The organism is Tenacibaculum sp. SDUM215027 (assembly GCF_050566205.1).
GTDB lineage: Bacteria > Bacteroidota > Bacteroidia > Flavobacteriales > Flavobacteriaceae > Polaribacter.
Genome location: NZ_JBNXUE010000007.1, coordinates 20,392 through 35,399, shown reverse-complemented (window position 1 = coordinate 35,399; position 15,008 = coordinate 20,392). Strand labels below are relative to the sequence as shown.

Sequence of the window (15,008 nt, the reverse complement as noted above, 5' to 3'; positions counted from 1 at the left end):
TAAATTTACAAAGAAATAATTCCTTTTATAGCTTCTGCCTTTTTATAATATGAAATAACTTCATCTGAACTTTTAACAGTTATATGTATTGATACACTTACATACTTTCCTGTTTTAGATTTTTTTGTTTCAATAACTGCTCCTCCATTATCAAATAAATCTTGTACTTCCTGTACCTGATTGCCATCAGTAGGAACAATAAATTTATATAAATACTTAGCAGGAAACGTTGTGGTATCTTCTAACTGTGATTTTAATTTTGCGTAAAAAGCTTCTCTATCTTGCATAACTCAAAAATTACTATTTTTATTAAAATTCATCAAAAAATATAGAGTATATAATGATGAAGCACAAAATTACACTATTTATTATATTTATAACTTGAAACTTTTATTTTTGCCCCATGCAACAAAAAATAGTTTTAATAGGTGGTCCTGGGACGGGTAAATCCTCTATTTTAAGAGAATTTATTAAACGAGGATATGAATGTATGCCAGAGATTTCAAGAGAGGTTATACTAAAAGCTCAAAAAGATGGGATTGACCAACTTTTCTTAGAGCAACCTTTATTATTTAGCCAACTATTATTAGAAGGAAGAGAGCAACAGTACTTAGAAGCTCATCAAAGCGATGCAGAAGTCATCTTTTTTGATAGAGGAATTCCTGATGTACATGCTTATATGAATTATTTAGGATCTGACTACCCAGAGGTTTTTATTGAAAAAAGTAATAAATACTTATACAGTAAAGTATTTATGTGTTCGCCTTGGGAAGACATTTATAAATCTGATAACGAGCGTTATGAAACTTTCGAACAATCAGTAAAAATAGATACCTTTTTAAAAGAAGCTTACAAGGAAGTAGGCTATAATATTATTGACGTTCCTTTTGGTTCGGTACGAGAACGCTGTGATTTTATTTTACATTCGTTAAAATACGATGTATGATGAATCGTTAGAAATATTAAAACATTATTGGGGCTATAATTCATTTAGAAAGCCTCAACAAGAAATAATTACTGACGTTTTAGCAGGAAACAATGTTGTTTCTTTACTTCCTACAGGGGGCGGGAAATCTATATGCTTTCAAATACCTGCATTAGTTAAAGAAGGGGTTTGTATAGTGGTTTCTCCTTTAATTGCCTTAATGCAAGACCAAGTTTCAAACCTTACAGATAAAGGTATAAAAGCAACTTTAATACCTTCGGGAAGCACGCAAGATGAAATTATTACACTTTTTGATAATATTAGGTTTGGTAACACCAAGTTTTTATACATTTCTCCTGAGAGATTACAATCTCGTTTCATTCAAGAAAAAATTAAACAGTTAAATGTAAACTTAATTGCTATTGATGAAGCACATTGTATTTCTGAATGGGGACACGATTTTCGTCCGTCCTATCAAAATATTACTATTTTAAAAGAACTACAACCGACTGTTCCGATAATTGCTTTAACAGCTACAGCTACTCAAAAAGTAATTTCAGATATTATTTCTTCTCTTGAGTTAGAAAAACCTACTGTATTTAAAAAATCTTTTTTTAGAAAAAACTTAGCCTATCAAATTTTTAAAACCGAAGACAAACTTGGTAAACTCATTCAGATTTTTACTAAAACAAAAGCTTCAGCAATTATATATGTAAATACTCGTAGTAAAACGAAAGAAATTAGTAGCTATTTAAATGCACAAGGTTTTAAAAGTTCTTTTTACCATGGTGGTCTTTCTTCTATAGAAAAAAAACTTGCTTTTGAAAATTGGATGTCGGAGAAAACTCCAATTATTGTTGCTACCAACGCTTTTGGTATGGGCATTGACAAGCCCAATGTTCGGGTAGTTGTTCATCTTAGCTTACCTTCTTCTATTGAAAATTACATCCAAGAAGCTGGTCGTGGTGGACGTGATGGGATTAAATCTTTCTCTGTAGTATTAACAAATAATAGTGATGTTTCTTTAAGCAGTGAATTACTCGAAAAGTCATTGCCAACAATTGAAGAAATAAAAATTGTTCATCAAAAACTGTATCAACACTTTCAAATCGTTAAAGGAGAATTGATAGAAACTGCTTTTGATTTCAATTTTTTAGGTTTTTGTAGTAAGTACAATTTTATTCCTAATAAAACATTTAATACACTTCAAATACTTAACAATAATGGTGTAATAGAGCTAAATCATAATTTTCAACAAAACTCTACTATTCAATTTTTAGTTTCAAGTAAACAAGTTATATCACATGCTAATCAAAACTCTCAAGTAAAAAACTTTATTCAGCAAGTTTTACGTATGTATGGTGGTGTATTTGAAAACCCAGTAAAAATTGATGAGTTTTATATCGCTAAAAAACTAGGAACAACTTCTTGGTTTGTAATTGACACTTTAGAAAAATTAGCTCAAAAAGAATTGATTGCTTATACCAAAGCAACAAACAATGCAGAACTTTTTTTTCTATATCCAAGAGAGGATGATAAAACCATCAACCGAATTGCTGTAAACATTCAACAATACATCAAACAAAAAAAACAGAAGAATAGAGATTTACTTCAGTTTATAGAAAACAATTCAGTTTGTAGAAGTGTACAACTCCTCTCCTATTTTGGTGAACATCACACTCATAATTGTGAAATTTGTGATGTATGTTTACATAAAAAGAAAGCTCCTACAGTAACCTTGAAAGAAGTTTTTTCATTATTCAGAAACGAAGAAAGCTTTACAGTTACTGAAATCTGCTCGCTATTAAATGAAAAAGAAGCTAACATTTTAATACTTTTGCGAGAACTTCTTGCTGAAGAAAAAATACACACAAAAAACAATAAATACTTTTTAAGATAAATGAGAGATTTACGCGTCGTTTTTATGGGAACTCCTGATTTTGCTGCTACTATTTTACAGCATTTAGTGGAGAATGATTATAATGTAGTAGGAGTTATCACCGCAGCAGACAAACCTGCTGGTAGGGGTCGTAAGCTTAATCAGTCTGCAGTTAAAAAATATGCTTTATCTCAAAACTTACCTATCCTTCAACCTAAAAATTTAAAAAGCGAGGAATTTCAAGAAGATTTAAAAAAATGGAATGCCAACTTACAAGTTGTAGTAGCTTTTAGAATGTTACCAAAATCGGTTTGGGCAATGCCAGAATATGGTACATTTAACTTACACGCATCATTATTACCAGAATATCGTGGTGCTGCTCCTATTAACTGGGCTATTATTAATGGAGAATCAAAAACTGGTGTAACCACTTTTTTTATTGATGATAAAATTGATACAGGAGAAATCATTTTACAAAGTGAAGTACCTATTAAAGAAGATGAAATTGTTGGAGAATTACACGACAGATTAATGCGCTTAGGAGCTAAATTAGTTGCTAAAACCTTAGACTTAATAGCAAAGGGTGATGTTATAACCACTAAACAACCTGAACTAGAAGAAAAATCTGCTCCAAAATTATTTCCGCATAACTGTAAAATAGATTGGTCTAATCCTTTAGATGATATTTATAATCATATCCGTGGATTAAACCCATATCCTGCAGCTTGGACAACCATTTTAAATGGAGATGAAGAAGTATCAGCCAAAATATATGGAGTTAGTAAAGAACTTTCTTCACATAGCTTTGATATTGGTAGTATTATCACCTCTAAAAAAGAGTTAAAAATAGCTGTTACAGATGGTTACTTAAATATCCATCAAATTAAAATTTCTGGTAAAAAATTAATGGATGCTCAAAGTCTATTAAATGGTTATCAGTTTAAAAAAGAAGCAAAAGTGCTGTAGCCCTTTGTTTATAAGGTTTTAGCGTTTTAAACAAAAAACAACTAGTGGTTATTAACAATTCATAGCAACTTATTAACAAAAGAGTATTTTTTTTGAGTCAAATCTTGCACAATCCCGCATTCCGTCTATATTTGTTGAGCTATTGAAGCAAAAAAAACATTAATTAATTTTAAAATCTATTTAAATTATGAACAAATCAGATTTAATCGATGCGATGGCTGCTGATGCAGGAATTTCAAAAGCTGCTGCTAAAGCTGCATTAGACTCTTTAACTGCTAACGTAACTAACACTTTAAAGAAAGGTGATAAAGTTGCTTTAGTTGGATGGGGAACTTGGTCTGTTTCTAAGAGAGCTGCTAGAACTGGTAGAAACCCTCAAACAGGAAAAGAAATCAAAATTGCTGCTAAAAATGTAGTTAAGTTTAAAGCTGGTGCTGGTTTAAGCAATTCAGTGAACTAATATTTTCCACGAAACATATTAAAAGCAGCATTTAGGCAACTAAATGCTGCTTTTTTATATATAAGTGTCACAAAAAACAAATACTGGTTGTCTATTATATAGAACTTAAAACCATTCAAAATGAAAAATATAGTTACTGTTATCGGACTTTTATTCTGCCTTTCAACTGCTTTTGCACAAAAAACTATAAATGCATCTGATATTATGAAAGATGTTAAAAACGGAAAAGCAATACAGATTTCAAACGCTACTATTAAAGGTGTATTAGACTTTACTTTTATGGATGAAGCCTTACCTAAATTACCTAAAAGGAAAAGTTGGTGGAATAATGGCGGATCCAATACTGTTGAAAAACAAATTACCAATAATGTTTCTTTTGTTAACTGTGTTTTTGAGGATGATGTATTAGCTTACATTCCTCATGAAAAAAGCGGATACACTTTTGTTGCTAACTTTGAAGATGTAGTTGTATTTAAAGACTGTACTTTTGAACAAAAAGCTATGTTCAAGTATTCTGATTTTGAAAAAGATTCTAATTTTTCTAACACTAAATTCAAAGGAGATTCTACCTTCAAATATGCGAAGTTTAATAGAGATATTACTTTTGAAAACACTTCTTTTGAAGAACCAGCTACTTTTAAATATGCAGACTTTAAGCGTTTTGTTAGTTTTAAAAACTCTGTTTTTAATGAAAGTGCTATTTTTAAATATACTGAGTTTAAAGATGGTGTATCATTTAGAAATGTAAAATTTGAAGAAGACTTAAATATTAAATATACTAAAGTATCTGGTGAGTTTGATATTACTGGTATGGAAGTAGCTTTTGATATAGACTCAAAATACACTAAAATAAACGGAAAAAACTTTAATAAGCATTTACTAAAGAAATAAATGTTGTCCTAATTGTATACATAAAAAAGGCTCGCAATAATTGCGAGCCTTTTTATTTTATTTTATAAAAAACTACTTACCTTCCTCAGCAGCTTTCTTTGCTTCTCTCTTTAATTTCATGTTTTCCCAGATGGTTCCACCAATCCAGTAAGGAACTACAAATGTTAATAAGAAAATTAACAACCAAAATCCAGCTGTAAAAATAAACATGAATAATACCAATCCTGAAAATTCTGAAAAATCTAACATTTGTTTCTTATTAATAATTGTTATGCGACAAAATTATAACTATTTTTCTTTTCCTCCAATAAAATCTGATAAAAATCACTATTAAAAACTATAAGAATTTGTAATTTTGAACATCAATAATTTTTAGCCTTTTAAATCATTTAAAATGACAAAATACAGAATCGAAAAAGATACAATGGGACAAGTAGAAGTTCCTGCTGATAAATATTGGGGAGCACAAACAGAACGTTCTCGTAACAACTTTAAAATTGGTCCTGCTGCCTCTATGCCTTTAGAAATAGTACACGGATTTGCATACTTAAAAAAAGCAGCAGCTTACACTAACGCAGAGTTAGATGTTTTAGCTCCTGAAAAACGTGATTTAATTGCACAAGTATGTGATGAGATTTTAGCAGGAAAGCACGACGATCAATTCCCCTTAGTAATCTGGCAAACAGGTTCTGGTACACAGTCTAACATGAATGTAAATGAGGTAATTTCGAACCGTGCACACGAAATTGCAGGAAATGTAATTGGTGAAGGAGATAAAACCATTCAACCAAATGACGATGTAAACAAATCACAATCGTCTAACGATACTTTCCCTACCGGAATGCACATTGCAGCTTATAAAAAGATTGTGGAAGTAACGATTCCTGGTGTTGAACAATTACGTGATACGTTACAAGCAAAATCAGAAGCATTTAAAGACGTGGTAAAAATAGGTCGTACACACTTAATGGATGCTACTCCCCTAACCTTAGGACAAGAGTTTTCTGGATATGTAGCGCAGTTAAACTTCGGATTAAAAGCCTTAAAAAACACCTTAGCACACTTAGCTCAATTAGCTTTAGGAGGAACTGCTGTTGGAACAGGATTAAACACTCCTGCTGGTTACGATGTATTAGTTGCTAAGTATATCGCTGAGTTTACAGGATTACCATTTGTAACTGCTGAAAATAAATTTGAAGCTTTGGCTGCCCACGATGCCTTAGTTGAAACACACGGAGCTTTAAAGCAATTAGCTGTTTCGTTAAATAAAATCGCCAACGATATTCGTTTAATGGCATCAGGACCACGTTCTGGAATTGGTGAAATCATTATTCCTGCAAACGAACCAGGTTCTTCTATCATGCCTGGAAAAGTAAATCCAACCCAAGCAGAAGCTATTACAATGGTATGTGCACAGGTAATGGGTAACGATGTTGCTGTAACTGTTGGTGGAACACAAGGTCACTATGAGTTAAACGTATTCAAACCTATGATGGCTGCTAATGTATTACAATCAGCTCAATTAATTGGAGATGCTTGTGTATCGTTTGATGTAAACTGTGCAGCAGGTATAGAGCCTAACCAAACAAGAATTACTGAGTTATTAAACAACTCATTAATGTTAGTTACTGCCTTAAATACCAAAATAGGCTATTACAAAGCTGCTGAAATAGCAAACACAGCACATGCTAACGGAACTACTTTAAAAGAAGAAGCGGTACGTTTAGGCTATGTAACTCCAGAACAATATGACGAATGGGTAAAGCCAGAAGATATGACAGGAAGTTTAAAGTAATTACTTCTTTCACATAAACATAAAAAACCACAACAAAATGTTGTGGTTTTTTATTTAACGAACTTTTATAAATTATATTATATTTCTTGATATGTGTATGTTTTAGCTATTTTTTTTATTCTTTCAGGAGTAACAATTCCTTTTTGAACTTCATAATCTTCAGCAGTTTTTCTTGGTATATGAATTGCACCGTTAGATAACTTTACGGTGTATCCAAAATGTTCATTTATAAAATGCTCTTTATACGAACCAATATTCTTATCTATTAAACTTGCTTGTTTGGTAATACCTATTACTCCTTTCTTATTTTTCTCTGTCCTTGTCATAATTATTTATTTAAATTTTTAATAGTTTCTTTTTACAATTATTATTTGTGTTTTAAAAACACATAAATCACGATAATACACCATTACGCTTATACGTAGTGTATTCTTAATTCAATCAAAAAATTAAAAGGAATATAGTAAGGATTACTTTTGCTTTTTCAAAGTTTGAAGGTACGGATAACTAATAGCACTACAAAAAGATATACGTTATAATATAAAAAAGATTTCTATTTCTTATAATAGTATAAAGCTATCAGCACCTGTCATTTCTAGTTATCGTGAATTTTTATGAGGATTCTCTCAAGTCAAAATACCAACAATTAATACCCAAAAACTAAACACTTAAGAATTTCTTAAAACCAACTCTAACTTATATTCCTTATTTTTAAAGGTATATAATATCAAACTTAAACTAACCAAAAAAATGACAAACCCCTCACAAGACAAATCTTCATCATGCTGGAACTGCGATGGAGACATTACCCAAGTTACACAACGTTTAAAAGAAATGTTTGTGGAAATGGGGCAAAAAACACGCATTGAAAACGGACAACAGCCTGCCGAAAGAGCTGTATTTAGAAAACAACACGGTATTGCTTACGGTCGTTTTGTTGTAAACAAAGACATCGAAGAAAAATTCAAAATCGGAATTTTTGCTGGTGATACTTACGAATGTGCTGTTCGTTTTTCAAGCGATACTGGGCCAACTTCTCCCGATTTACATTCTACCTTAGGGGTCGGCTTAAAACTCTTTGGTGTGGAAGGTCCTAAGTTATTAGGAGACGGTACCAATGCCGATTTTATCTTTCAAAACATCGACCGTTTCTTTGCTCGTGATGCACAACAGATGTGTAGCTTTACCACTGCTGGTGTTATTGACCGTGATTACGATTCGTACATAGCCAAACATCCTGAATTAGCTAGTATTTTACAGGCGATGACCAAAGAAGAAGCTAGTGTATTAAGTGCTAGCTACTGGGCAATTCTTCCCTTTAAACTAGGCGACTCTCAAATTGTAAAATATCGTTTGGTTCCTGAAGACACCTATAAAGGAACGCCTTTTAACGATAACAATTACTTAGGTATTGATTTGCAACAACGTTTATTAACCAAAGAAACTACTTTCCGTTTCGAAATACAATTACGTACCAATGATGCTACTATGCCGTTAGATGACGCTCAAGTAGTATGGAGCACGGAAGAAAGTCCGTATATCTGCATTGCTAAATTACACTTACCTCAACAAGATGTGGCTAGTATTGGGCAAGCCGAATTTGGGAGTAACTTAGCCTTTAATATTTGGAGAACCTTACCTCAACACGAACCATTAGGATCTATTGCACAAGCAAGAAAAGTAGTATATGCTGCTAGTGCCGAAGCACGTCATCAAGCTAACGGGCAACAATTACAAGAACCTAAAGAAATCAATCCGCAGTTTGAAGGAAATACTGATGAAAACAGCGATTGTATCGTAAAAGCAGGCATCTACCCTCCTATTGGCGTAATGCGTGTAGGAAATAGTGAACACGAATACTTTATCGGTCCGTTAGTTGACAATCCTGAACCACAAACCGATCCGTATGCCTATCGAGATAAAACAGGTGCCTTAAAAAGACAAGCGGCACAGTTTAGAGTCTACGGATTCAATGCTGCAGGAAAAGCGGTAAAAGAATTAACTACTGAAAATGCAAAAATTACATGGCATAGCCATTTAGCCAATCAAAAATCGTCTTGGTATCAGTTTAACATAGCCTTAGATATTCCTGAAGCGGCCGATATGCCACCTTCTATGTTACGTAATATTGATGTAAAAGATCGTAACTCTTTATTAATTGATGGTGGAGCAAAGTCTATTACTGGTACCAATGTTACCGAAGGGCCTTTCTTTGAAGGTGAATTTCTTTCTAAAAAAGTGTACTTAGGTGAAATGCGTACCGATGAAAAAGGACGCTTGGTGATGTTAGGTGGACACGGAAAATCTGAAAATATCAACGGTGATATTGCCATTACCTTTGCGAATAACGAAGGTTGGTACGACGATATTTCAGATGGACCTGTTACTGCTGAAGTTGAACATGAAGGTGTAAAATTAAAAGTAGACCCAGCTTGGGTTATTTGTGCACCGCCAGATTATGCCCCTATGCAAAAATCGGTACGTACAATGTGGGATTTAATGCGAGATGTAGCCGTAAAATCTAAAATGTTAGTACGTCCATCAAGACCTTCTTTTACCAAAGATATTTTACCTATTTTTCAACGTATGACCGATTTACAGTGGGTAAATGCAGGTTTTGCAGGAGCTTTTGGTTTTGGTGGTCAGTTTGATTATACTACCAACGAATGGATAAAGCGATTAGGAAATCCATCGCCTGCTTATATGGAAATGCGAAGAACGATTTCTAACAACTTCCGTCGTTTTGATGTGTCTGGAGCAGAAGCACCACAATTATGGCCTTGGTTGTATGGTGATGCGATTAGTATCCCTGCCACAGGTTCTGTACGCCAACACGCTACTTTATCAGACTTACAATTGGAATTTTTAGATCAATGGGTTGAAGGTGATTTTGAGGGTGATTATGTAGACATGACAGGATGTCCTCATATTCCAAAACCACCTACGATAGATGAACTTCCTGTTTCAGAACAACCAGATATGTTGACTAAAGCTTCTATGGAATTTTGTTTGGCTGATGCTTTTCACCCAGGTTGTGAAATGACATGGCCTATGCGTTCATCAGGAATGTACATGGCTCCATTTAGAATTAAACATGCACCTAAAACACCGCCTGTTAATACTACATATTATGGACCGATGATGAATAATGATATATTACCATTAGCGAAAGGTCCTATTTTGGGCGGACAAGTAGCTGGGGGAATTACACGTTGGATGGCAATACCTTGGCAAACTGATACGGCAAGTTGTAGAGATGGATACACTAGTGAATATGATCCGTATTTACCAACGTTTTGGCCTGCGAGAGTACCTAATAATGTCTTAAATGAAGAACGCTATAAGGAAACAATAGATCCTAATTTATCAGAAGAAACAAGGATTCAAGCCTTTAATTTCCGTTCCGATTGGTTAGACAACCTTCCTTTAGATGGTGAAGCACCAACTTATACGAATCAAATTAATAGCATGATTAAGTATTTTGATAAGTTAGCGGTGGTTCAAAAGCGTCCAGGAGTTCAGCATGACCCAAATTTCCCTGAAGAAATGCAAGTGGGTATTACTCCTACTCCAGAACAAGAAGCTGCATTATTAAAAGCTACGATACAAGATTTACAAGGTGTTTTAACAGCTAAACGTACACTAAAGAAAGGAGTTCAAAATACAATAGATACAGCTGTAGAAAAACTATCACACGATAATTTATTAAACGAGCAATTTGTATTGGAAGATGCTCAGCGTAGTTTATTAAGCTTAACGGAAGATGAACTAGAAAAAGACTTTAAAGCAACACCAAATGTTATTAAAACCATACATTTAATTGCTTCTAAGTTACATCACATGAAACAGTCTGATTCACATCAAGAAGCAGCTCCTAAAAGAGTTGAAGTTGGTATTCCTGAGAAGATGACACGTTTTTCAAGATATATTCCTAAATAATATACGAATTGAAAGAATATAATAGTACTACTGACATACTAATTATAGGTGGTGGCATTGCAGGTTGCATTGCCGCCATTTCTTTAGTTAATTATTATAATGTTACCATAGTAGATAAACAGCTTGAACCTGTTGATAGAATTGGGGAATCGTTAGCTCCTGCTTCACAACGGATTTTAAAAGAGTTAAATCTATTAGAAAACGAATCAGATGTTATAAAACAAACAATATTCCGCAACAATTTAGGAATGCAATCGTATTGGGAAAGTAACCAACTTCAAATTGTTGATTATTTAAGAAATCCCGATGGCTTCTCTAGAAGTTTAAATAGAAAGAACTTTGAAAGTTATCTAAGAAAAGTTGCTACTGAAAGAGGTGTTAATTGTATTTGGGGAACACGTCTTTCTAATACTTCATACGAAGATAACTACTGGAAAGTAATAACAAAGTCTGATGATTTAAAAAACAGAACTACACATACCATTCATGCTAAGTTTGTAATTGATGCTACTGGTAGGCAATCTCATTTCACAAAGAGCTTAGGTATTCAACGTACATCGTATGATAAGTTAATATCTTGCTGGGTGAGCTTACCTAATACACAAGAAAATACCATGAGTACCATTGTTGCTGATGAATTAGGTTGGTGGTATAGTGCAATCGTTCCCAATAATAAAAGAGTGATCGCTTTTCAAACAGATGCTGATTTAGTAGATAGGAATACGTTTAAACATCTAGATACTTTTCTAGCTTTTACCAAACAGCGCAAACTCATTCAGTCTTTGGTTGAAGGTAACGAAGCTAACATTAACTTTCATGGTACGGTAAGTGCTAATTCTACTCGTTTAGAACAGGTAGCTGGCAAACAATGGATTGCTTTAGGCGATGCTGCTATGAGTTTTGATCCGCTTTCTTCTCAAGGTATGTTTAATGCTATGGCAAATGCGGTGCAACTCCAAAAGTTACTTATAAATGTTGATTTTATTAAGGATTTACACCCTGATAAGATGGAACAATTCAATATGTTGTATAGTCAGCAAATACAACAAATTTGGAATCATTATCTAAAACATAAAAACTTTTTTTATAGTACTGAAACTAGATGGAAAGAGTCTCCTTTTTGGAAAAGGCGTAGTAGTCATTAACTGTTGATTTCCTAGCTTTTAGAACCAAGAAAAAAGACCGCTTTGCTGTTTGTTTTTAGCTCCGCTACACCTTTTGGTTTCCAATCATTGCCTTCTTCGGAGTGACTATGATTTCAGATAAAACATGTCAACAACTAACAACTAGTAAAAATAAAACCTCCCCAGTCATAAAACAAACTAGAGAGGCTTCTTAGTAAAGTCAATCTTAAAAACTCTACTTTAAGCTATTTTTCATAAAGTCTTCAACTTCTTGCTTGGCTTTTAAAGCTTCAACTTCATTAAATGTTTTTCCTTCTCCTCTTAATAAGTATGCGTTAAATATATGACTTATATATAGTGGTGATTTCTTATTAGTTGAAAAGTTTACAGCGTTATGACAACTAAAACAGTTTGCTAAATTCGCTGCATTAATATCTTTTAAGCTACTTTTAAAAGTTTGTGTATACGTTTCCATAGTAACATTAGCACAGTTTACTGATCCTCTCGCTACCGAAGTACTATCAGGTGTTGCCTTTCCTATATTTCCACCTAAACTATTTATTGTTGCTGTTTGTTCTTCAGGAGTCAATCCATCCGTATCAATCCAAAGAGAACCATTGTAAAAATAATTCTTCCATACATCAGTTAAATTTTCTTTTACACAGGTATTAAGATTCTCTATGTTATTAAAGTTGATAGGTTCTGATTGACTTGTTTTCATAAAGTTCCCTACGCTGTCTCTTGGAATTCCAAATTTAAATAAATCATATGCTTTGTATGGTAACTTCGCGCTACCATTGCTCCATGTAATTCCGTCAATTCCTGTAGTAGTACCCTCAGCAAATAATAATTTATTGGTAGTTGAAGTCGCTTTGTTTTCTTTCCAATTATAGTTTGGTGCTAAATCGTCATGCTCAAAAGTAGCCCAAATAAACTCTGGATGATTCTCTACAATCCCTACAACATGCATTCCTAACAATGCTACTTCTGTATTAGTGTACGTTGTCCCATCTGTACTCAATGCCGCTACCGTTGTATAGTAGTTGTCAATTTCTTCTTCAGCAATAGCCGTAACAGGTGTCCATGATACTTTTAACTCTAACGAACCTACAGGGAAAGATGCTTGATTATCTTGACTCAAAGTTCCGTTAACTATAGAATCTCTATACTTTCTTGATGCCTCTCTCATTGTAGAGCTTATGTGAATTGAATAAAATACCGTTTCTGATACCCCTTCTTTGTTATACCCTGGATTTGTTTTTAATATTCCTCCTGAACCTGCTTGGGCTGTGTCTTCTAATACTACAGCAGCTCCTTGTTTAGGAACTACATCTTGCATATGAGCTGTTACTTGGTGCATTTTCTTAGGATTTAAAAATAACGGTAACATTTCTCCCACATACAGAGGAACTTCCTTTCCTTCTTGTTTTACTAATAATTTTTCTATTTGATATTCTGGTTTGGTTAGCCATAAAAACTTTTGCCAAGACCATTGGTGAAAAATTGCATTGGTTGTACTCGATACATCAAACGGACTTCCTTTTCCTTCGGATGGTGCTGGGGTTTGTGTGTGAGGGAACCAATCACTTTCACATAAACTTTGGGTTGCTGTTTTGTTGTAAGCTACTTCTTCTACTTGCTCTACAGCATCATTTTCTTTTTTCTTCTTTTTACAAGAATTAAAAAACACAACACTCATTACAAGCATTGTATTTAAAATAAGTTTGGTTGTTAATTTCATGATTGATTAGTTTTTGATAATAGTTACAAATTAGCGAATATTTTAGTAGCTTGTTAAAAAAGAAGGCATAAACTCTTAAATTATAGTTATAAAAAGCTGTTTTTTGATGCCAAGTGTATATACCCTTTATGCCCTTACTTTAAAAAGTGTTTTATTTCGTAAATTGAATCAAAGAAAAGACTTAGTTTTGTAACCCTTTTTTATTAAAAACTAAACAATGAATACACACGAAGAATATATGAGTGAAGCTGTAAAAGCAGCTTTAAAAGGAATGCAAAATAACGAAGGAGGTCCTTTTGGATGCATTGTAGTAAAAGATGGAGAAATCATTGGACGAGGAAACAACAAAGTTACCTCTACCAACGACCCTACAGCCCACGCAGAAGTAACTGCTATTCGTGATGCTTGTAAAAATATTGGCTCTTTTCAGTTAGACGGTTGCGTTGTATATACCTCTTGTGAACCATGCCCTATGTGTTTAGGTGCTATTTACTGGGCGCGTCCTGATAAAGTTTTTTACGGTAGTAACCAACAAGATGCTGCTAACATTGGTTTTGATGATGAATTTATTTATAAAGAAATTCCGTTACCATACGAAAAGAGAAGTATTCCGTTTGAGCAAATAGGACGTGATATTGCCTTAGAGCCTTTCCAGAAATGGTCTGAGAAAGAAGATAAAATTGAGTATTAGAGTAAATAACCTCGAGATAATACCCTTTGGCGGTGCCAATAAAGTTCCCTTTGTAGTTTTTACAAAGGGTTTCTTTTTTATTACACTTAAGAATCTAATACTTTTTTAGCCTCTTCATATTCTTCTTTGGTGATTTCACCTTTTGCAAAACGTCTTTTAAGTATTTCTAACGGAGATTCTTTTTTTGTTACTTGGAATAAAGAACTATAAAACAAGAAAAAGAATACTCCTATTACTATCCAAACAATCCACCATACATAGTGCATTCCCCAAAAATGTCCGTCGTGATAATGCATAACTATTTAGTTTTTATATTAAATCAACACTAAACTACAAGACTAAACACCTAAATAACAACTAAATACATTTTTAAATATAAGTTTTGCAACATGTCTTTTCCCTTTTTGTCTTTAGTTATATAACTAAAAAGATTTTTTTCTGAATGGGTAAATGACAAATAAAAAAGATATATCAGTATTATTCCCCCTATCCTTTTTAAAAAAATTAGGTTCTTACTTTTTATACCCTCGGTTTATCTTGTTTTCAAGTTCAATTTTCAATAATTTAGTTTTTTAATATCCCACTATTAATCTTAAC

General features: G+C 33.2%; 14 protein-coding genes. 9 read left to right on the top strand and 5 right to left on the bottom strand.

Annotation, left to right across the window (positions count from 1 at the left end; all coding sequences use genetic code 11):
- Window positions 1–5: 5 nt before the first annotated feature.
- On the bottom strand, window positions 6–287 hold the full coding sequence (locus ACQYZ7_RS14870) for a DUF493 family protein (RefSeq protein ID WP_430730506.1): 282 nt from the start codon (window positions 285–287) through the stop codon (window positions 6–8).
- Between the two features lie 116 nt (window positions 288–403).
- Here ACQYZ7_RS14870 and ACQYZ7_RS14865 point away from each other — a divergent pair, with 116 nt between their 5' ends.
- The 5 genes from ACQYZ7_RS14865 to ACQYZ7_RS14845 all read left to right on the top strand — a co-directional run bounded on the left by ACQYZ7_RS14865 (window position 404) and on the right by ACQYZ7_RS14845 (window position 5,121).
- A complete protein-coding gene (locus ACQYZ7_RS14865) occupies window positions 404–946 on the top strand; it encodes an AAA family ATPase (protein ID WP_430730505.1) in 543 nt (180 codons plus the stop codon).
- On the top strand, window positions 939–2,825 hold the full coding sequence (locus ACQYZ7_RS14860; protein WP_430730504.1) for a RecQ family ATP-dependent DNA helicase: 1,887 nt from the start codon (window positions 939–941) through the stop codon (window positions 2,823–2,825). The genes ACQYZ7_RS14865 and ACQYZ7_RS14860 overlap by 8 nt, the downstream gene beginning before the upstream one ends.
- Window positions 2,826–3,770, top strand: a complete 945-nt coding sequence (gene fmt, locus ACQYZ7_RS14855; protein WP_430730503.1) for a methionyl-tRNA formyltransferase — start codon at window positions 2,826–2,828, stop codon at window positions 3,768–3,770.
- Between the two features lie 187 nt (window positions 3,771–3,957).
- Window positions 3,958–4,230 (top strand): HU family DNA-binding protein, encoded by a 273-nt coding sequence (locus ACQYZ7_RS14850; protein WP_430730502.1) that lies wholly within the window; start codon window positions 3,958–3,960, stop codon window positions 4,228–4,230.
- Window positions 4,231–4,350: 120 nt separating this feature from the next.
- Window positions 4,351–5,121, top strand: a complete 771-nt coding sequence (locus ACQYZ7_RS14845) for a pentapeptide repeat-containing protein (protein WP_430730501.1) — start codon at window positions 4,351–4,353, stop codon at window positions 5,119–5,121.
- Window positions 5,122–5,193: 72 nt separating this feature from the next.
- Here the strand turns inward: ACQYZ7_RS14845 and ACQYZ7_RS14840 are convergent, their stop codons facing one another.
- Window positions 5,194–5,370: a hypothetical protein gene (locus ACQYZ7_RS14840; RefSeq protein WP_164505156.1), complete on the bottom strand. Its 177-nt coding sequence runs from the start codon at window positions 5,368–5,370 to the stop codon at window positions 5,194–5,196.
- A 145-nt stretch (window positions 5,371–5,515) separates the two neighbouring features.
- Between ACQYZ7_RS14840 and fumC the strand changes: the two genes are divergently transcribed.
- A complete protein-coding gene (fumC, locus tag ACQYZ7_RS14835; protein WP_430730500.1) occupies window positions 5,516–6,916 on the top strand; it encodes a class II fumarate hydratase in 1,401 nt (466 codons plus the stop codon).
- Between the two features lie 77 nt (window positions 6,917–6,993).
- Here the strand turns inward: fumC and ACQYZ7_RS14830 are convergent, their stop codons facing one another.
- Complete coding sequence (locus tag ACQYZ7_RS14830) at window positions 6,994–7,242, bottom strand: hypothetical protein (RefSeq protein WP_430730499.1); 249 nt, start codon at window positions 7,240–7,242, stop codon at window positions 6,994–6,996.
- A 424-nt stretch (window positions 7,243–7,666) separates the two neighbouring features.
- Here ACQYZ7_RS14830 and ACQYZ7_RS14825 point away from each other — a divergent pair, with 424 nt between their 5' ends.
- Together ACQYZ7_RS14825 and ACQYZ7_RS14820 are read left to right on the top strand one after the other, a co-directional pair.
- Window positions 7,667–10,855 (top strand): LodA/GoxA family CTQ-dependent oxidase, encoded by a 3,189-nt coding sequence (locus tag ACQYZ7_RS14825; RefSeq protein ID WP_430730498.1) that lies wholly within the window; start codon window positions 7,667–7,669, stop codon window positions 10,853–10,855.
- A gap of 8 nt (window positions 10,856–10,863) precedes the next feature.
- Window positions 10,864–12,000 carry an NAD(P)/FAD-dependent oxidoreductase gene (locus ACQYZ7_RS14820; RefSeq protein WP_430730497.1) on the top strand — a complete coding sequence of 379 codons (1,137 nt, stop codon included), beginning with the start codon at window positions 10,864–10,866 and terminating at the stop codon, window positions 11,998–12,000.
- Between the two features lie 214 nt (window positions 12,001–12,214).
- Here the strand turns inward: ACQYZ7_RS14820 and ACQYZ7_RS14815 are convergent, their stop codons facing one another.
- The gene (locus tag ACQYZ7_RS14815) at window positions 12,215–13,720 is read right to left on the bottom strand and encodes a hypothetical protein (protein ID WP_430730496.1); all 1,506 of its coding nucleotides are present in this window, start codon (window positions 13,718–13,720) and stop codon (window positions 12,215–12,217) included.
- A gap of 217 nt (window positions 13,721–13,937) precedes the next feature.
- Here ACQYZ7_RS14815 and ACQYZ7_RS14810 point away from each other — a divergent pair, with 217 nt between their 5' ends.
- On the top strand, window positions 13,938–14,411 hold the full coding sequence (locus ACQYZ7_RS14810) for a nucleoside deaminase (protein ID WP_159616026.1): 474 nt from the start codon (window positions 13,938–13,940) through the stop codon (window positions 14,409–14,411).
- 86 nt (window positions 14,412–14,497) lie between these two features.
- Here the strand turns inward: ACQYZ7_RS14810 and ACQYZ7_RS14805 are convergent, their stop codons facing one another.
- Window positions 14,498–14,707: an SHOCT domain-containing protein gene (locus ACQYZ7_RS14805; protein ID WP_430730495.1), complete on the bottom strand. Its 210-nt coding sequence runs from the start codon at window positions 14,705–14,707 to the stop codon at window positions 14,498–14,500.
- Window positions 14,708–15,008 lie beyond the last annotated feature (301 nt).